Here is a 17,898-nt window from a genome sequence, read left to right as displayed (position 1 = left end):
AATGGTTGCTGCGGCCGCCGTGCATCAGCGCAGCGCGACCGAGGGAACCGGCCAGATCGCGCCGCTGCTGGTGTACTTCTCGAGCATCTCCGGCAACACGGCCCGCTTCATCGACAAGCTCGGCATGCGCGCCGTGCGAATCCCGCTCCACCTCTCTGATCCACCTCTGATCGTCGACGAGCCCTACGTGCTGGTGACCCCCACCTATGGGGGCGGCCAGGGAAAGGGCGCGGAGAAGGGCGCCGTACCCAAGCAGGTCATCCGGTTCCTCAACGACGAGCAGAATCGCAGCCTCATTCGCGGCGTGATCTCCGCGGGCAACACCAACTTCGGCGAGCACTTCTGCTTCGCCGGAGAGATCATCAGCCGCAAGTGCTCCGTGCCGCACTTGTACCGGCTGGAAATGTTCGGCACACCCGAAGACGTGGATCGCGTGAGCGAAGGATTGGAACGATGGTGGAAGCTGCAGTGAAGGAAGAGAAGGCGTTCAACGCGGACGCGCGATTCGAGGGTATGGACTACCACTCGCTGAACGCGATGCTGAACCTGTACGACGCGAACGGCAAGATCCAGTTCGATGCGGACAAGCGCGCCGCGCGCGAGTACTTCCTGCAGCATGTCAACCAGAACACGGTCTTCTTCCACACGCTGAAGGAGCGCCTCGACTACCTCGTCGAGAAGCAGTACTACGAGCCGGCCGTGCTGGAGAAGTACTCGTTCGATTTCATCCAGGAGCTCAACGACTTCGCGTACTCCAAGAAGTTCCGCTTCGAGACCTTCCTGGGCGCCTTCAAGTACTACACCAGCTACACGCTGAAGACCTTCGACGGCAAGCGCTACCTCGAGCGGTTCGAGGACCGCGTCGTGATGACGGCTCTGGGGCTGGCCGACGGTGACGAGAAGCTCGCGAAGGATCTGGTCGAGGAGATCATCTCCGGCCGCTTCCAGCCGGCGACACCGACGTTCCTCAACTCGGGCAAGGCGCAGCGCGGCGAGCTCGTGTCGTGCTTCCTGTTGCGCATCGAAGACAACATGGAGTCCATCTCGCGCGGCATCAACTCGTCGCTGCAGCTGTCCAAGCGCGGCGGCGGCGTCGCCCTGCTGCTGTCGAACATCCGCGAGGCCGGAGCGCCGATCAAGCAGATCGAGAACCAGTCCTCGGGCATCATCCCGGTCATGAAGCTCCTCGAAGACAGCTTCAGCTACGCCAACCAGCTCGGAGCCCGTCAGGGCGCCGGCGCGGTCTACCTCAGCGCCCACCACCCCGACATCATGCGGTTCCTGGACACCAAGCGCGAGAACGCCGACGAGAAGATCCGCATCAAGACGCTCTCACTGGGCGTCGTCGTGCCGGACATCACGTTCGAGCTGGCCAAGAACGGCGAGGACATGTACCTGTTCTCCCCGTACGACGTCGAGAAGGTCTACGGCGTTCCGTTCGGGGACATCTCCGTGACGGAGAAGTACCGCGAGATGGTCGACGACGCGCGGATCAAGAAGACCAAGATCAACGCCCGCGAGTTCTTCCAGACGATCGCGGAGATCCAGTTCGAGTCCGGATACCCGTACATCATGTTCGAGGACACGGTGAACCGGGCGAACCCGATCAAGGGCCGGATCAACATGTCCAACCTGTGCAGCGAGATCCTGCAGGTCAACACGCCGACCACGTACAACGAGGACCTCTCCTACAAGGAGATCGGCAAGGACATCTCGTGCAACCTCGGCTCGATGAACATCGCCCTGTCGATGGATGCCGATGACCTGGGCCGGACGGTCGAGACGGCGATCCGCGCGCTGAGCGCGGTGAGCGAGCAGAGCCACATCGCCTCGGTCCGCTCCATCGAGGACGGCAACGACCGCTCGCACGCGATCGGTCTCGGGCAGATGAACCTGCACGGCTACCTCGCCCGTGAGCACGTGCACTACGGGTCCGAAGAGGGCATCGACTTCACGAACATCTACTTCTACACGGTGCTGTTCCACGCCCTCCGGGCCTCGAACAACCTGGCGATCGAGCGTGGTCGCGCGTTCGACGGCTTCGCCGACTCCAGCTACGCCACCGGAGAGTTCTTCGACAAGTACATCGAGCGCGCGTGGGTTCCCGAGACCGAGAAGGTCAAGGAGCTGTTCACCGGCAAGCACATCCCCACGCAGGAGGACTGGGTCGCGCTGAAGGCGTCCATCCAGCAGCACGGCATCTACAACCAGAACCTGCAGGCCGTTCCCCCCACCGGCTCGATCTCCTACATCAACAACTCCACGAGCTCGATCCACCCGATCGCCTCGAAGATCGAGATCCGCAAGGAAGGCAAGCTCGGTCGCGTCTACTACCCGGCCGCCTTCATGACCAACGACAACCTGGAGTACTACCAGGACGCGTACGAGATCGGCTACGAGAAGGTCATCGACACCTACGCCGCGGCGACGCAGCATGTCGACCAGGGACTCTCGCTGACGCTGTTCTTCAAGGACACCGCCACCACGCGCGATATCAACAAGGCGCAGATCTACGCGTGGCGCAAGGGTATCAAGACGATCTACTACATCCGTCTGCGTCAGATGGCACTCGAGGGCACGGACATGACCGAGTGCGTCTCGTGCATGCTCTGACCGGTCTGCGGTTGCCGAGTGGCCAGATGAAGCGAAGGAAGAAGAGAAGATGACCCCCGAGAAGCTCAAGCTTCTGGACCACGTTCAGGCGATCAACTGGAACCGCATCGAGGACGATAAGGACGTGGAGGTGTGGAACCGCCTCGTCAACAACTTCTGGCTGCCCGAGAAGATCCCGCTCTCCAACGACATCCAGTCCTGGAACACGCTGACCCCCGACGAGCAGCTGCTCACGATGCGCGTGTTCACCGGTCTCACGCTGCTGGACACGGTGCAGGCCACGGTGGGCGCGGTCTCGCTCATCCCCGATGCGATCACCCAGCACGAGGAGGCCGTCTACACGAACATCGCGTTCATGGAGTCGGTGCACGCCAAGAGCTATTCCTCGATCTTCTCCACGCTGTGCTCGACGAAGGAGATCGACGAGGCGTTCCGGTGGTCGGTCGAGAACCCGAACCTTCAGAAGAAGGCTCAGATCGTGATGGAGTACTACCAGGGCGACAACCCGCTCAAGCGCAAGGTGGCCTCCACGCTGCTGGAGAGCTTCCTGTTCTACTCGGGCTTCTACCTGCCCATGCACTGGTCGTCGCGGGCCAAGCTGACCAACACGGCCGACTTGATCCGCCTGATCATCCGCGACGAGGCCGTGCACGGCTACTACATCGGCTACAAGTTCCAGAAGGGTCTCGAGCGCGTCAGCCAGACCGAGCGTGACGAGATCAAGGACTACACCTTCTCGCTGCTGTACGAGCTGTACGACAACGAGGTGCAGTACACGCAGGACCTCTACGACGGCGTCGGTCTGACCGAAGACGTCAAGAAGTTCCTGCACTACAACGCCAACAAGGCCCTGATGAACCTCGGCTACGAGGCGATGTTCCCGTCATCGGTCACCAACGTGAACCCGGCGATCCTGTCCGCGCTCTCGCCGAACGCCGACGAGAACCATGACTTCTTCAGCGGGTCCGGTTCCTCGTACGTGATCGGCAAGGCCGAGGCGACCGAGGACGACGACTGGGACTTCTAGAAGTCCAGGTCAAGGGGGGGTACAGCGTGCAACACGCGAACGGAGCAACAGCGAGCGCCGCGACGCTGCTGTTCGCGCTGGTCGTCGCGTTTGCCCACGCAACAACCACATCCGTCCGACACCGACCGCGCCGTCGACTTGACGCCGGCGTCATCAACGACCCCCGTGAGGGCTTCCACACATCTGTGGGAGCCCTCACGGCCGTTCCGGCGACCGCCCGCCGTGAACACACCTGTAAAGACCTCTGGCCCGCACTCACTGCAATGAGTTCGGGCCAGATTCGACGTCTCGAAAACGCCAAGGTGACTGCTAGGTCATCCTCAGCGTATCGGAGTCCGCGGGCGCACAGGGTGCCCACTCCGAGATTCGAGCGTCCTGATTGGGCATCGCCCAGGAAGGCGTCTCTCATGACGCAGCGAATTACTGACCACTACCAGCTCGACGGCGAGGTTCCGTTCGTCGATGTCTTGATCGACGAGGACAACCTCCTGTTCGTCGACATGCTCGCCATTCGGCTGAGCAGCGGACCCGAACCATACCGGGCGACCGCGATCGCGGCGGCGGACTCCTTCCTCGCCGAAATCACCGGTTGTGTCCTCGACGGATCGCGGGCCGCGACGGCCCGGGGCCGGGACCTGCTGGCAGGCTTCCGCGAACCTTGGGAGACTCGCTTCGGCATGTCGGAGATCGGCTTCTTCGGTCGCGGGGGCGCCAGCAGCATCGGCGTGTCCATTTGGGAGGCGATTAGCACCGACCTGCAGGCGCTCGTCGAGGTGGGAATGTTGAGGCGCCTCGAACACCTTCCGGTGTTCGTGGAGGGCCTCGGGGCTGACATTTGCTCCGACGTGACCACGCGCGTGATCTACGCGGCCCTCGCTGAGTTCACACGCGAGATGATGGTCGCCTATCCCGAGCTGCAGCGTGAGGTCGTCGAGGTCAGGGCGAAGATGTGGGACTCAAGCAGGGGCGAGTGGGCCTATCGTTCCGTCACTCTGCCCGCTCCGGAAGGCAGGGCACTTCTGCTCGTACCGAAGCAATGGGGGCGCCGCAATCCGCTCGTGACGGCACCCCGGTTCCACAATGTGACCGCGTTGGGATTCGTGCAGGAGGCCGAATCGCGGTATTCGCCGACGACGAAGCAGCTGATCAAGACGCCGAAGCACGAGCTCGCGCGTCGGAGCGATCTGCGTCCGGTGCATGAGTCAAACATCAGGCTGACTCTGCATGCGCTGCAAGGCCAGGCCGACCTGCTCGATGTCTTCGACGCTTACGTCAGCGCGTGGCTTCGCGACCAGGAGCGCGTGGCCTAGGCGGGCGATGGGTGCGAGCTGCAATCGGCTCGCACCCATCTCTGATGAACTGTGATTTCCTCAGCTGTTCTGTGGCCCGTTTCTGCAGATCAGCGCTCGGAGACGGCGGACGTCCTGGCAACGCTCATCGCTACGGCGACTGCCTCGAGGTCGTGGTCAAGCAACTCCGCATACACGTCGAGCGTCATGGCGGCCGACGCGTGTCCGAGCATCCTCTGCACGGCCTTCACGTTCGCGCCTGAGCTGATCGCGAGCGACGCCGCAGTGTGACGCACGTCGTGCGGGGTGATCGTCGGGAACGTCGCGTCAGCGAGCTGCGCGCGTCGCACAGCGCCAACGAACCAGCCCGATGTCGAATCCGGGTACGGGGCGGGGGACACCCCGGCGCCGAACACGAACCCGTCCCGCGTCTTCCCCTCACAGAGCCGTGCCAGCTTTGGGAGCATGAACGGCGGGATCATGACCTCACGGCTCAAGCCGCTCTTTGGTGTTCCGTGCTCGTACACGCCGTCGACGCGGACGGCGTTGTCCTCGACGAGGATGCGCCGGCGGAGCATGTCCAGGTGCCTCACGCGCAGCGCGACGGCTTCACCCCATCTGAGCCCGGAGTACGCGAGCAGGTGGACCAGAAGGCCTATGTGGCGTTCCAACGGACCGTAGCGAGTCCGCCGCTGAGGACCTTTCGCGCGGGTGGGGGAGAAGTAGCGTAAGAGGCACATCCCGCCGGGTCCGGCATCCTCGTTTGGACTCGATCGGCATGAGTTTTCAACCCCATCCCCGCCGTCACGGAGTCCGCGATGACCATTCCCCTCACCCCCGAAGCGCTGGACGCCGCTATCACAGCGGAGTCGTTCACCGGCGTGCTCACCGTCGATGTCGGCGACCGGCGCACGCTCGAGCGCTGCGAGGGGTTCGCGAACCGCGCCCTCGGAGTGCCGAACACCCCGAGCACCCGTATCTCGGCCGCGAGCGGCAACAAGGGCGTCACCGCGCTGATGATCATGCGGCTGGTCGAGGACGGGACGCTCGGCCTGCAGGACCGGGTGCGTCCGATCCTCGGCGACGACCTGCCTCTGATCGATGACGCGGTCACGATCGAGCAGCTGCTCACGCACACCTCCGGCATCGGCGACTACCTTGACGAGGACGGCGACGGAGAGACCGACGACTACGTCTTCTCCATTCCGCTGCATCTGCTCGCAGAAACCGAGGCGTTCCTGCCCGCCCTCGACGGCTTCCCACAGAAGTTCCCGCCCGGCGCGCGATTCTCCTACTGCAATGGCGGGTACGTGGTGCTCGCACTCATCGCCGAGCGGGTGGACGGCCGCGGTTTTCATGAACTGGTCCAGACCGAGGTCTGCGATCGGGCGGGGCTCACCGGCTCGGGATTCCTCCGCTCCGATGACCTCCCCGGGGATGCTGCGCTCGGCTACCTGGACGAGCGAGGCAACCGCACCAACGTGCTGCATCTCCCGGTCCGAGGCAACGGCGACGGCGGGATGTACTTCACTGCGGACGACCTGCACCGGTTCTGGAACGCATTACTGGACGGGCGGATCGTGTCGCCGTCCTCCCTGGCGGAGATGATTCGTCCTCGCTTCGACGTTCCGTCGGAGCACAAGCGGTACGGGATGGGGCTGTGGCTCGGCCGCCGCAACTCCTCGCTGATCCTGGAGGGCTACGACGCCGGCGCATCATTCCGGTCCACGCACGTCCCCGAGACGCGCACCACGGTGACTGTACTCGGCAACAGCTCGGAGGGCGCCTGGCCGGTGATCTACGCCCTCGCGGACGCCATGGACGGGACGGTTCGCGGGAAATTCGCGGACGAGAGCTGACAGGAGAAGGTGCAAGGGCCCACCCGGCAAAGCGCGGGCTCACCAGCCCTTCGGGCCGAGAGACCCCGCGGGGTACTCCTCGAGCGGGACCTCGTCCTTGCGCCACGCGCTGATCACCGGATCGAAGATGCGCCAGCATTCTTCTGCCATGTCGGCTCGCACCGAAAGCAGCGGGTCGCCCTCGACGATGCCCTGCAGGACCTGGCCGTAGGGCAGGAGGTCGCCGAGCTCCTTCTTCGCGACCAGCGTGCTGCGCTCGAGGGTGAACGGATCGCCACTCCCGTTCATCGTCAGCCCCAGTTCCACCGCCCCGGACTTGAGGTCGAGCATGATGGAGTCGGGGGCCGGTGCGCCGCCGAATCCGGGGATCTCCGGGACCGGCCGCAGGCGCACGCGGACCTGCGTGGTGTAATTCCCGATCGCTTTGCCCGACCGCAGCACGAATGGCACGCCGCGCCACCGTGCGGTGTCCACCTCGAGCGTCACCTGCGCGAGCGTCTCGGTCTTCAGCGCCGGGTCCACACCCGGTTCGTCCGTATAAGAAGGCAGCGAACGATCGCCCACCTTGCCGGCCGTATAGCGTGCTCGGTGGCTGGAGGCAGCCGGGTCGTCGCCCCAGACGTGTGTCGCGCGCAGGATCTGGGCCGCGTTCGATCGCAGTTCCACTTCGTTCAGCCGCGGTGGCTGCTCCATCGCAATGAGCGCGAGCACCTCGAGCAGGTGGCTCTGCAGCATGTCGATCAGCGCACCGGCGCGGTCGTAGTAGCCGCCGCGTCCCTCCAGGCCCAGCAGCTCGTCGTACACGATCTCGATGCGCTCGATGCGGCGGCCGTTCCACACCGACTCGAAGAACTGATTCGCGAAACGCAGTCCGAGGATGTTGAGCACCATGGACATCCCGAGGAAGTGATCGATGCGGAACACCTGCTCTTCCGGCACGAGTTGCGCGATGAGGCGGTTCAGAGCGCGGGCAGAAGTCAGATCCGTGCCGAACGGCTTCTCGAGGGCGAGCCGGGTGCCTGCGGGGAGGTCGAGCTGCCGCAGGGCCGCGCACACGCGGGCGGTGACGGCCGGCGGCAGGGCGAAGTAGATGATCGGCGTGTGGTCGCACGCCTGGATCAGGAGGCGCAGCTGTTCGGGGTCGGTGACGTCGGCGGTGATGTACCGTGCCGACTCGAGATACCGGTCGGCGTTCTGTGGATCGGTGACCTGTCCGAAGCTGTCTCGGATCAGCTGCCGCCACTGCTCGTCGGTGCGTTCCTCCTGCGCGGCGCCGAGCACCTGCACGTCGTAGTCGTGCGCGGACAGCAGGCTCGCCAGCCCCGGAAGCAGCAGACGCTTGGTCAGGTCGCCGCCGGCTCCCAGGATCAGGATGCTGACGCTCTCCGGCACATTGCGCTTGGTCACAAGCCGAGGGTAGGTCGCGCTCGTCTGACGCAACGCCCCCTGGTGCGCACGCGCCGCCGGTGCTAGTTCCGCGCGCTCTGCTCGTTCTCGCTGGGGGTCATCCACGTCCGGCGCACGGTTGTCCTGCCGCCTGCTCCGGGCGTACCGTGTCGGGCATGCAGCCGAAGGCGCGGGCAGCCGCGGTCGTGATCGCCACCGCCGCGGCGGCCGTAGGGCTCGCCGCCCTGCGGCGGCGGCGACGTGCCGCCGAGTACCAGTACGACTACGGTCTGTCCGCGGCGCACGCCCGCACCGCCGCGGTCTCGGGTCGGTCACCCGGCGGGGAACGGCCGTGAGCGGAGACGAGGAACAGCCGCCCACACCGCCCGTCACGCATCCGCCCGCGAACGAGAAGACGCCACCGATCACGCGCCCGCCCGCTGCGCCCGCCGAGCCGCGGCCGGCCGCGGCGCCGGGCATCACCCGCGCCGCGCTGATCTGGATCGGGGTGGCGGTCATCGCGCTGTCGTTCGTGGCGTCTTTCCTGGGTGCAACGCTCGCACGCTCGGCCGAGTCCGCGCCGACCACGGAGCCCATCACCACGCCCACGGCGACGAGCGAACCCAGCACGGACGAGTATGAGGACGCGCTCGAGGAGATCCTCCCGGCAGGTGCCGCAGTCCGCGCCGGGTCTGGCGTCCCGGCCGCCGGCAAGGGCTACGAGGGCGAGGTCTACATCGACATCTCCACCGCCGATCTCTATCTGTTCCAGGACGGGGAGTGGGTGAAGGTCGGCAACATCCGCGCCGCGGCGGCTGAGCACCTCACCGGCCAGACCGGTCCCGAGGGCGCGGCCGGCGAGACCGGCTCTCCGGGCGAGGCAGGTGCGCCAGGTGCGCCAGGCACCCAGATCTCCCTCGGCGTCGGCACACCGGCGAATGATGCGTGCGAGACCGACGGGGACATCTTCATCGACACCGAAGTCGTCGCGTTCTACCAGTGCACGGCCGGCGCGTGGATACGCTTCGGGCCGTCCGCGGGCGTGGCGCCCGCCCCGCTGCCCACCCCGACCACCGACCCCGGGTCGGACGGCTGATCGATCACGTCTGCGGCGGCATCCGACGGGGAACGCCGCCCCGGGAGTGGGCACTCCTCCTGCGACCAGGACCATGGGGGACGCCCACGATCGCGTGCCGATCCTGGACTCGTTCTCGGATTGAGGCGACTCAGTCCGCCTCGGCCGCGGCCTCGAGGATTGCTCGCCAGTTCGCCGGCACCCGATCGGCGGGACCGGGGACGGTCTGGCTCAGCGGGTGGCTCTCCGGCGGCGCGAGCCGCGGACCGCGCGCGTATTCGTTGGCCACGTAGTCCCAGAACCAGTCCTCACCGGGTTCGAAGCTGCGGATGATGCGGTGCCCCGTGGCGCGGAAATGCTCTGTCGCGTGCTTGTTCAGGGAGTCGTCGCAACAGCCGATGTGCCCGCACAGCGCGCAACGGCGCAGATGCACCCACCACGAGCCGGTCTCGTCGCATTCCAGGCAGCCATCGCCGCTGGGCGGAACGCTCGGATCGATGTAGTCCGACAGTTCGGTCATGATTGCTCCTCGCCGGAGGATGTGGCCTTCCCGCGATGCTACCGAGAGACGGACGACAGCGTGTGCGAAAGCGAACCGCCCCGCGGATGCTGGGAATACCCTCGGCGCTAGATCGTTTAAGTTGATACGAGTTGGCTCAAGTACCTAAACTTGACACAGCAAGACTCAAGTTTCATCAGGAGAGATTCCAGAGACAATGCCCCAAGACTTCACACCCCAGGATGCCGAAAACGGCTCGAGTGCGTTCGACGAGTTCCTTGCGCGCTACCTCGATGGTGAGCGCGCCCGCGCGTCGCGGTCCATCGACCTGACACGCTTCCTGAGCCTGCGCACACAGCAGTTCCTGCAGCAGGCCGGCGCCTTCGCGCTGGAGCGCGGCCAGCGTGAGCTGGACGCCCTGCACGTGCTGCGCATCCTCGTGAGCGAATCGCCCGCCAAGGACGCGGTGCAGCGCATCGGCGCCGACCCGGCCGCGATCGCGCGCGCCGCCGAGCAGCGCCTGCCGCAGTCATCCGACCCGGCCGACGTCGAAGGCGCCGTGATCACCCCGTCCGTGCAGCGCGCGCTCTTCCACGCCTTCCAGGTGGCGCGCTCCTCCGGCTCGACCTACGTCGACCCCGAGCACCTCTTCTTCGCGCTCGTCCTCGGCCAGGACGCCCCGGCGGGGCAGATCCTCGCCCAGGCCGGCGTCACGGCGGACGCGCTGCTTCAGGGCGCGCGCCAGACCGTGTCTCCCACCGGCGAGCCGGTGACCGAGCAGGGTCAGGATGCCGCGGCCTCCCAGACGCCCATGCTCGACAAGTTCGGCACCGACCTGACCGCGCGTGCGCGCGCGGGTTCGCTGGACCCCGTGATCGGCCGCGAGGACGAGATCGAGCAGACCATCGAGATCCTCAGCCGGCGCACGAAGAACAACCCCGTGCTGGTCGGCGAGGCCGGTGTGGGCAAGACCGCGATCGTCGAGGGCCTCGCCCAGGCCATCGTCGCCGAGGCGGTGCCCGAGCAGTTGCGTGACAAGCGCGTGATCTCCCTCGACCTGCCCGCCATGCTGGCCGGTACCCGGTACCGCGGCGACTTCGAAGAGCGCCTGACCGCCACGATGGACGAGGTCTCCAGCCTGGCCGGCGAGCTCATCCTCTTCATCGACGAGGTGCACACCGTCGTCGGTGCCGGCGGCGGCGGCGAGGGTGCGATGGATGCCGGAAACATCCTCAAGCCCCGCCTGGCCCGCGGTGATCTGCACCTGGTCGGTGCGACCACCCTCAAGGAGTACCGGGTCATCGAGAAGGACCCGGCACTGGAGCGCCGGTTCCAGCCGGTCCGCGTCGCGGAACCGAGCCGGGAGGATGCCGTGCTGATCCTGCGCGGACTGCGGCCCGCCTATGAGCAGCACCACGCGGTCACGTACACGGATGACGCTCTGCGCGCGGCCGTCGAGCTGAGCGACCGCTACGTCTCCGACCGCGTCCTGCCGGACAAGGCCATCGACCTGATCGACCAGGCCGGCGCGCGTCTGCGCCTCCGGCTGGGCGTCAAGGTGGATGTCTCGGCACTGATGGCCCGGCTCGCCGAGCTGGAGGCGGACAAGAACGCCGCCGTCGGAGCGGAGAAGTACGAAGAGGCATCCCGCATCCGCGACCAGATCGCGGAGGTCCAGGAGCGTCTGAACCAGGCCACCTCGCAGCCCGCCCCGACCGCGGTCGTGGACGAGCCGGAGATCGCCGCCGTGATCAGCCGCGCCACCGGCATTCCGGTTCAGCGGCTCACCGAGACCGACCGCGAGCGCCTCGCCGCCCTCGAGGACGAGCTGCACGCGCGGGTGATCGGCCAGGATGACGCGGTCACCGCGGTCGCCAAGGCCGTGCGTCGCAACCGCACCGGCATGGGCGACTCGCGCCGGCCGGTCGGATCGTTCCTGTTCCTCGGCCCCACCGGCGTCGGCAAGACCGAGCTGGCCAAGGCCCTGGCCGCGAGCCTGTACGACGACCCCTCCACGGGCACGGGCACAGGTGGCAACGTGATCCGGTTCGACATGAGCGAGTTCGGCGAGCGGCACACCGTATCGCGGCTGGTCGGCGCCCCTCCGGGATACGTCGGCTACGACGAGGCCGGTCAGCTGACCGAACGTGTGCGGCGCAACCCGTATTCGATCGTGCTGTTCGACGAGATCGAGAAGGCGCACCCCGACGTGTTCAACCTGCTGCTGCAGGTGCTCGATGACGGCCGCCTGACCGACGGTCAGGGTCGCACCGTCGACTTCCGCAACACCGTCATCGTGATGACCTCGAACATCGGAAGCGAGTTCCTCGCCTCCCGATCGGGTGCCATCGGGTTCGTCGCAGATGGTGGCGGGGAGACCGGGTTCGGCAGCGAGAAGGATCTGCGCGACCGCGTCATGGGCAAGCTTCGCGAGGCGATGCGCCCTGAGTTCCTCAACCGCATCGACGAGATCGTGCTCTTCCGCAAGCTGGCCCGAGCGCAGCTGCGCGAGATCGTGCGGCTGATGCTCGGGGCGACCGAGCAGCGGCTGGCCGGACGCGAGGTCACACTCCAGGTCACGGACGCCGCGATCGACTGGCTGGTGGACAACGGCTACGAGCCCGAGTACGGCGCTCGCCCGCTCCGCCGCCTCATCCAGCGCGAGGTGGATGACCGGATCGCCGAGCTGTTCGTCAACGGCGAGCTCGTCGACGGCGGGGCCGTCACCGTCGACGCACGGGACGGCGCAGTCATGGTCTCCAGCGCACAGGTGCTCCCGGTCGCTGCCTGATCATCCCTGCATGACAAGAACGTGCGCCGCAATCGCGGCGCACGTTCTTCGTGTCCGAGGCGCCGGTGCCTCCGCGGGCCGGACACGGCTCAGCGCTCCACCGGTTTCTTGGCCAGAAGCGACCGCGCGAGAACCGTCGACCCCGCCACGGCCGCCGGCATCGTGGCGACCGCTCCGAGCGGCACCAGGAAGCACAGCTGGGTGGCGACGCCGAACCCCAGCACGCGGGCACGGTTGGCTCTCATGAGCACGCGCCGCTGTGCGCGCTGCACACCCCGAGCGGACAACGCGCGCGACGAAAGCTCCTCGGCCAGCAGCCAGCCGGTCAGCAGCACGGCCAGCACCGCCCCGAGGACTCCGCCGACGACGGGGATCAGCCCCACCAACGCCGCGCAGACGGCAACCAGCACACCGCGCAGGAACAATCCGACACCATCGCGCACCGACCGCCAGAAGCCCGCATCGGCGTCGATCTCGGCATCCCCGAGGTCACGCTCGACCGACCGCCAGATCCGGTCGTAGAACGGCTCGCCCACGATCAGAGTCAGCGCGGTGAACGAGACCGCCACGAGCACGAGCGCGGCGCCCACCATGGCTGTGCCGATCGTGACGCGCACGACCGTCGCCCACAGCCCCGGCCAGCCATCCGCCCACGGGGTGATCGCGACGGTGAGCCCTGGCAGCGCGACACCGAGGGCGATCAGTCCGGCCAGCAGTACCGCCGCGACGATCCCGGCGGGGATCAGTCCGAGCGCCATGAGGCCGGGCCTGCGACGCCAATAGGCGAACCCGCGGCCGAGCAGCCCCATCCCTCCGATGAACTCGCGCATCGCTGACAGCCTACGGGCGCGCGGAGGCGGGTCCCGGACCCGCGTAGGCTCGTACGTTCCGCCACCCGCAGAGGAGACCTGTGTTCCGCGCACCCCGAACTCTGTTCCGCACGCTCGCGGTCGCCGAGGCCATCTCATGGACCCTGTTGATCACGGGGCTGATCATCAGGGCGACCCTGGACGTTCCCCTCGCCGTGACGATCGGCGGCGGCATCCACGGATTCGTCTTCCTCTCCTATGGGGCCACTGCCATCCTGGTCGCCAAGAATCAGCGGTGGGGCGTCGGGCCGACGGCGATCGCCGTGGTGAGCGCGATCATTCCGTACGCGACCATCCCCACCGAACTCTGGCTCGACCGCACGGGACGGCTTTCCGGGGCGTGGCGGGTCGCGGAATCCGATGATCCGCGCGATGCCGCATGGCACGACCGCCTCATGCGGGTGCTGCTGCGCCGTCCGTGGATCCTGGCACTGCTGATCGCCGGGGCCGTGATCGCGGTCTTTGTGGTGCTGCTGGTCCTGGGTCCGCCGGGAGGGCGCGAATAGCAGCCCCGGCCGGGTCAGTCGCGGGCAGGCAGCTGCTGCAGCGTCCAGGTGTTCCCGTCCGGATCGTCGAAGGTCACGAAACGACCCCACGCCTGGTCGTCCACGCCGCTGGCCTCCACGCCGAGCGAGCGGAGGTGCGCGAGCGCCTCATCGGCATCCGGCACGACGACCTGGATCGTGTTCTGCTGCCCGGGTGGCAGGTCGATGCCGAGGCCTTCGCCGAACGCGATCGAGCACGCCGATCCCGGGGGCGTCATCTGCACGAAGCGGAGCCCGTCGAACGGCACCTGGTCATGATCGGCTGAGAAGCCGATCATGCCGTAGAAATCCTTCGCACGATCGACGTCCGTCACCGGCACGAAGACGAGTTCGATCTTCCAGTCCATGTCGCTGCCCTTCCTCCGGCGCGGGTGCGCCGGCGCCCACTGTAGGGACCACCGCGGACACGTCCGGTCCGGATCCGCGGTCAGAGGGACCGGAAGCGCCGGAGGGTCTCCGCCGCGACGGCATGGTCGATGACATCCGGTTCGCCCGACATCGTGATGGTGCCGACGAGTTCGCCCGCGACGAAGATCGGCACCGCCCCGCCGTGCGCGCGGAAGAGGTCGTGGTCGAGGTCGGTTCGTTCCGCGAACGGCGTGCCGGCCGCTTCGTGCCGCCGTCGCACCAGCAGCGAAGGCTCGCCGAACCGTTCCGCCACGGCTGCCTTTCCGGCGAGCCAGACATCGTTGACCGGGCCGGTGGCGCCCAGTTTGGCGAGGAAGACCTCGTCTCCGCGCAGCACGATGCGCACGGCGAGATTGCCGCCGTGATTGCGGATCATCTCGACGGCGAGCAGGCCGAGCGTGACGGCGTCGTCGTTGTCGAAGGCGGGGCGGTCGAACGGGGGGACCGCCTCGAGATCCTCGATGGTGAACACCGGAAGATCGGGCATGTCAGCGGCTCACCTCCAGGGCGCTGATGCCGGGCATGCCGAACCAGACACGACCACCGTCGCCTTCGACGAACGTCGCCAGCACACTGTCGCAGTGGCTGCAGCGGGCGACCGTGCCCATCGCTGTCGCGTACACGACTGCGACTGCGATCATCCCGTGCGTGCCGCACGTGGTGCAGCGGGCCTCCGCCGTGGTGGCATCCCACCCGAGCATGTCCACCAGGCGTCCGGCCAGGACGTTTCCATCCAACTTCGTCATCACGAGCCTCCGAATCTCTCGGTACGGACGCTGCCGGGCCGGTGCCCGGAATCGACCAGCCACCCCGCCACCGTCTCCACGAACGGCGTCGGGCCGCACACGAACACCAGCGGGTCGGATGCCGCGGGCAGCGTCGCCGCGTCCAGCACCTCGCGGGTGATCCGGCCGGGACCGGTCGGCCACCCCTCCGGAACCTGTCTGGTGTAGACGAAATCCAGCCACAGCGCGGGAGCGGCGGCAGTGAGCTGTTCCAGCTCGGCGCGGAAGAACACGTCCTGCGGCGTGCGTGCCGAGTACAGCAGGCGGAACTCGGTCGCATCGTGCGCTTCGGCGTGCGCGCGGGCCATTGCGAACAGCGGGACCACGCCGGAGCCGCCGGCGATCAGCTGCACCGGCCGGGACGGTTCGCCTGCCGGTGGGGGCGTCCACACGAAGTACGCACCGAGAGGCCCGTGCATCTCCACCTGGTCCCCTTCACGCAGGTCGTGCACCAGGAACGGCGAGACTTCTCCGTCGGGCAGCTCATCGACGGCGAGGAGGACGCGTGTGCCCTCGCCCGAGGAGGCGATCGAGTAGGACCGGGTGGCCTGGTACCCGTCGGGTGCGGTCAGGCGGACATCCAGGTGCGATCCGGCGTCGTTGCCCGGCCAGGTCGGCACCTCGAACGCGATGCGCCGCGCCGTCGGGGTCTCCGGCCGGGAGTCGGTCACGGTCGCCGTGTGCCAGCCCGCCCGCCGGTGCGCCTTCGCGGGGGGCGCATCCGCCGGAGCCGGCCCGCTCACCAGTACCGCTCCTCCAGCCATGGGTCACCGTGCAGGTGGTAGCCGTTCTGCTCCCAGAACCCCGGGTCGTCGTCGGGCATGGTGACCAGCCCGCGCACCCACTTCGCGCTCTTCCAGAAGTACAGGTGCGGCACCAGCAGCCGTGCCGGCCCGCCGTGCTCCGGATCCAGGGGCTCCCCGTCGGCCTCGAACGCGACCCAGCTCTTGCCGTCGAGCAGATCCTCCAGCGGGAGGTTGGTCGTGTAGCCGCCGTAGGAGTGGGCCATGACGTACTCGTGTTCGGTCTGGACGCTCTTCCAGATCTTGTCCAGCGGAACGCCCCGCCAGGGCATCTCGAGTTTGCTCCAGTGCGTGACGCAGTGGATGTCGGTGGTGATGTCCTCCACGCCCAGTGCGCGCAGCTCGTCCCAGCTCCACCGGTGCACGCCGTTCTCGGTGCGGATGGAGAACTCCCAGTCGGCGGTGTCCACGTGAGGGGTCGGCCCGGCCGAGAGCACCGGCCAATCCGCGACGAGCGTCTGGCCCGGGGGAAGCCGCGGATCGCGGTCGCCGCGTCGGCCGGAGAAGCCACGAGTGATGAAAGACATGGGAGAGCCCCTTCCCGTTTGGGGATCACACTAGTGACGCGACCCTGCCGCTGTCACGGGACTCCTGCATCGCCCCGTCACCGAGCGGTGCGCATAGGCTGAAGTCATGTCGACCCTCCAGCTCGGGATGCCGCGGATCCACCGCGATCCTTCGAGCGCGCCGGATACGACCGGGCGCCCGGACACGCCCGATCTGGTCGATCGCTTCGGCCGCGTCGCCCACGACCTGCGCATCTCGGTCACCGAGAAGTGCTCGCTGCGCTGCACCTACTGCATGCCCGCGGAAGGCCTGCCCAGCATCCCCAAACGCGACCTGCTCACGGCCGAGGAGATCGCGCGCCTGGTGGGCATCGCCGGACGGGATCTCGGCATCCGCGAAGTGCGATTCACCGGCGGGGAGCCGCTGACCCGCGCCGACCTGGTCGAGATCGTGGCACGCTCGGCCGCGGCGGCGCCGGGGCTGGATCTGTCGATGACCACCAACGGCATCGGCCTGGACAAGGTCGCCGAACGCCTGGTGGGAGCCGGGCTGGGGCGCGTCAACATCTCGGTCGACACGATCGACCGTGAGCACTTCGCGCGGCTGACGCGCCGCGATCGGCTCCCGGCGGTGCTGGCCGGCATCGACGGTGCCGTCCGTGCCGGACTGGGGCCGATCAAACTCAACGCGGTGCTGATGCGCGAGACGCTCGATGATGCTCCCGCGCTGCTGGCCTGGGCGGTCGAGCGCGGGCTGCGTCTGCGGTTCATCGAGCAGATGCCGCTGGACGCGGACGCGGCCTGGCGCCGGGCGAACATGGTCCCCGCCGCCGAGCTGCTGGACGTGCTGTCCGGGCGGTTCGGTCTGACCGAGGCGGGGCGCGACGATCCGTCCGCGCCCGCCGAGGAATGGCTCGTGGACGGCGGCCCCGCCACCGTCGGCATCATCGCCTCCGTCACGCGGTCGTTCTGCTCCGCCTGCGACCGGACCCGGGTCACCGCCGAAGGAACGGTGCGATCGTGCCTGTTCGGCGACGACGAGACCGACCTGCGCACGCTGCTGCGCGGCGGAGCGAGCGATCAGGACATCGCCGACCGGTGGCGTGCGGCGATGTGGGGCAAGCAGGCCGGGCACGGCATCTCCGATCCGGGCTTCGTGCCGCCGGAGCGTTCGATGGGAGCGATCGGTGGCTGAGGTCCGGGTGCGGTACTTCGCGGCGGCAGCGGATGCCGCGGGACGCGTCGACGAGACGCTCTCGGTGCCCGGTGCCACCGTCGGCGACCTGCGGGAGCTGCTGGTCACCCGCTACGGCGAGGCGATGGCGCGGGTGCTGCGCTCCGGCTCGATCCTGGTGGACGGCGTGGTCAGTCGCGACCCGCAGCGCACCCTCGGAACCGGCGCGGACGTCCTGCCCCGCTTCTCCGGCGGCTGACCCGCGGTCG

At 67.6% G+C, this 17,898-nt stretch carries 20 protein-coding genes; 11 read left to right on the top strand and 9 right to left on the bottom strand.

The features are described 5' to 3' along the window. The first annotated feature begins 1 nt into the window (after nucleotide 1). The 4 genes from nrdI to NQ152_RS02635 all read left to right on the top strand — a co-directional run bounded on the left by nrdI (nucleotide 2) and on the right by NQ152_RS02635 (nucleotide 4,950). Entirely contained in the window at nucleotides 2-472 is a 471-nt protein-coding gene (gene nrdI / locus NQ152_RS02650; protein WP_257522916.1) for a class Ib ribonucleoside-diphosphate reductase assembly flavoprotein NrdI, read from the top strand. Then, a complete protein-coding gene (gene nrdE / locus NQ152_RS02645) occupies nucleotides 454-2,613 on the top strand; it encodes a class 1b ribonucleoside-diphosphate reductase subunit alpha (RefSeq protein WP_257522915.1) in 2,160 nt (719 codons plus the stop codon). The genes nrdI and nrdE overlap by 19 nt, the downstream gene beginning before the upstream one ends. A 49-nt stretch (nucleotides 2,614-2,662) precedes the next feature. Beyond that, a complete protein-coding gene (gene nrdF, locus NQ152_RS02640; protein ID WP_257502261.1) occupies nucleotides 2,663-3,640 on the top strand; it encodes a class 1b ribonucleoside-diphosphate reductase subunit beta in 978 nt (325 codons plus the stop codon). A 407-nt stretch (nucleotides 3,641-4,047) separates the two neighbouring features. Next, nucleotides 4,048-4,950: a hypothetical protein gene (locus tag NQ152_RS02635; RefSeq protein ID WP_257522914.1), complete on the top strand. Its 903-nt coding sequence runs from the start codon at nucleotides 4,048-4,050 to the stop codon at nucleotides 4,948-4,950. An 89-nt stretch (nucleotides 4,951-5,039) separates the two neighbouring features. Here the strand turns inward: NQ152_RS02635 and NQ152_RS02630 are convergent, their stop codons facing one another. Continuing rightward, nucleotides 5,040-5,600 (bottom strand): site-specific integrase, encoded by a 561-nt coding sequence (locus tag NQ152_RS02630; RefSeq protein ID WP_257522913.1) that lies wholly within the window; start codon nucleotides 5,598-5,600, stop codon nucleotides 5,040-5,042. 147 nt (nucleotides 5,601-5,747) lie between these two features. Here NQ152_RS02630 and NQ152_RS02625 point away from each other — a divergent pair, with 147 nt between their 5' ends. Further along, on the top strand, nucleotides 5,748-6,788 hold the full coding sequence (locus tag NQ152_RS02625) for a serine hydrolase (protein ID WP_257522912.1): 1,041 nt from the start codon (nucleotides 5,748-5,750) through the stop codon (nucleotides 6,786-6,788). A gap of 39 nt (nucleotides 6,789-6,827) precedes the next feature. On the opposite strand, the gene NQ152_RS02620 is transcribed toward NQ152_RS02625, so the two are convergent. Continuing rightward, on the bottom strand, nucleotides 6,828-8,195 hold the full coding sequence (locus tag NQ152_RS02620) for a glucose-6-phosphate dehydrogenase (protein WP_257522911.1): 1,368 nt from the start codon (nucleotides 8,193-8,195) through the stop codon (nucleotides 6,828-6,830). A gap of 155 nt (nucleotides 8,196-8,350) precedes the next feature. Here NQ152_RS02620 and NQ152_RS02615 point away from each other — a divergent pair, with 155 nt between their 5' ends. Together NQ152_RS02615 and NQ152_RS02610 are read left to right on the top strand one after the other, a co-directional pair. Continuing rightward, nucleotides 8,351-8,530: a hypothetical protein gene (locus NQ152_RS02615; protein WP_257522910.1), complete on the top strand. Its 180-nt coding sequence runs from the start codon at nucleotides 8,351-8,353 to the stop codon at nucleotides 8,528-8,530. Beyond that, a complete protein-coding gene (locus NQ152_RS02610; protein ID WP_257522909.1) occupies nucleotides 8,527-9,270 on the top strand; it encodes a hypothetical protein in 744 nt (247 codons plus the stop codon). Before NQ152_RS02615 ends, NQ152_RS02610 begins: the two co-directional genes overlap by 4 nt. 130 nt (nucleotides 9,271-9,400) lie before the next feature. Here the strand turns inward: NQ152_RS02610 and NQ152_RS02605 are convergent, their stop codons facing one another. After that, nucleotides 9,401-9,769: a UBP-type zinc finger domain-containing protein gene (locus tag NQ152_RS02605; protein WP_257522908.1), complete on the bottom strand. Its 369-nt coding sequence runs from the start codon at nucleotides 9,767-9,769 to the stop codon at nucleotides 9,401-9,403. 196 nt (nucleotides 9,770-9,965) lie between these two features. Here NQ152_RS02605 and NQ152_RS02600 point away from each other — a divergent pair, with 196 nt between their 5' ends. After that, nucleotides 9,966-12,539, top strand: a complete 2,574-nt coding sequence (locus NQ152_RS02600; protein ID WP_257522907.1) for an ATP-dependent Clp protease ATP-binding subunit — start codon at nucleotides 9,966-9,968, stop codon at nucleotides 12,537-12,539. 89 nt (nucleotides 12,540-12,628) lie between these two features. Here NQ152_RS02600 and NQ152_RS02595 read toward each other — a convergent pair whose 3' ends face one another. Further along, nucleotides 12,629-13,369, bottom strand: a complete 741-nt coding sequence (locus NQ152_RS02595) for an EI24 domain-containing protein (protein ID WP_257522906.1) — start codon at nucleotides 13,367-13,369, stop codon at nucleotides 12,629-12,631. A gap of 80 nt (nucleotides 13,370-13,449) precedes the next feature. Between NQ152_RS02595 and NQ152_RS02590 the strand changes: the two genes are divergently transcribed. Next, nucleotides 13,450-13,914 (top strand): DUF3817 domain-containing protein, encoded by a 465-nt coding sequence (locus NQ152_RS02590; protein WP_257522905.1) that lies wholly within the window; start codon nucleotides 13,450-13,452, stop codon nucleotides 13,912-13,914. A 14-nt stretch (nucleotides 13,915-13,928) separates the two neighbouring features. Here the strand turns inward: NQ152_RS02590 and NQ152_RS02585 are convergent, their stop codons facing one another. The 5 genes from NQ152_RS02585 to NQ152_RS02565 all read right to left on the bottom strand — a co-directional run bounded on the left by NQ152_RS02585 (nucleotide 13,929) and on the right by NQ152_RS02565 (nucleotide 16,476). Next, on the bottom strand, nucleotides 13,929-14,300 hold the full coding sequence (locus NQ152_RS02585) for a VOC family protein (RefSeq protein ID WP_257522904.1): 372 nt from the start codon (nucleotides 14,298-14,300) through the stop codon (nucleotides 13,929-13,931). An 80-nt stretch (nucleotides 14,301-14,380) separates the two neighbouring features. Further along, nucleotides 14,381-14,848, bottom strand: coding sequence for a heme-binding protein (locus tag NQ152_RS02580; RefSeq protein WP_257502274.1), 468 nt, complete (start codon nucleotides 14,846-14,848; stop codon nucleotides 14,381-14,383). A gap of 1 nt (nucleotide 14,849) precedes the next feature. Further along, complete coding sequence (locus NQ152_RS02575; protein ID WP_257502275.1) at nucleotides 14,850-15,107, bottom strand: DUF6510 family protein; 258 nt, start codon at nucleotides 15,105-15,107, stop codon at nucleotides 14,850-14,852. Continuing rightward, nucleotides 15,107-15,889 (bottom strand): FAD-binding oxidoreductase, encoded by a 783-nt coding sequence (locus NQ152_RS02570; protein ID WP_257522903.1) that lies wholly within the window; start codon nucleotides 15,887-15,889, stop codon nucleotides 15,107-15,109. Before NQ152_RS02570 ends, NQ152_RS02575 begins: the two co-directional genes overlap by 1 nt. Beyond that, the gene (locus tag NQ152_RS02565; protein ID WP_257502277.1) at nucleotides 15,886-16,476 is read right to left on the bottom strand and encodes a molybdopterin-dependent oxidoreductase; all 591 of its coding nucleotides are present in this window, start codon (nucleotides 16,474-16,476) and stop codon (nucleotides 15,886-15,888) included. Before NQ152_RS02565 ends, NQ152_RS02570 begins: the two co-directional genes overlap by 4 nt. A 106-nt stretch (nucleotides 16,477-16,582) precedes the next feature. Between NQ152_RS02565 and moaA the strand changes: the two genes are divergently transcribed. Beyond that, nucleotides 16,583-17,650: a GTP 3',8-cyclase MoaA gene (moaA, locus tag NQ152_RS02560; RefSeq protein WP_257522902.1), complete on the top strand. Its 1,068-nt coding sequence runs from the start codon at nucleotides 16,583-16,585 to the stop codon at nucleotides 17,648-17,650. Beyond that, nucleotides 17,643-17,888 carry a MoaD/ThiS family protein gene (locus tag NQ152_RS02555; protein ID WP_257502279.1) on the top strand — a complete coding sequence of 82 codons (246 nt, stop codon included), beginning with the start codon at nucleotides 17,643-17,645 and terminating at the stop codon, nucleotides 17,886-17,888. Before moaA ends, NQ152_RS02555 begins: the two co-directional genes overlap by 8 nt. The last annotated feature ends 10 nt before the right edge of the window (nucleotides 17,889-17,898 follow it).

It is taken from the genome of Microbacterium sp. zg.B48 (assembly GCF_024623505.1).
GTDB lineage: Bacteria > Actinomycetota > Actinomycetes > Actinomycetales > Microbacteriaceae > Microbacterium.
The sequence above is the reverse complement of the archived record's forward strand: the minus strand, read 5'-3'. Positions and strand labels throughout refer to the sequence as shown.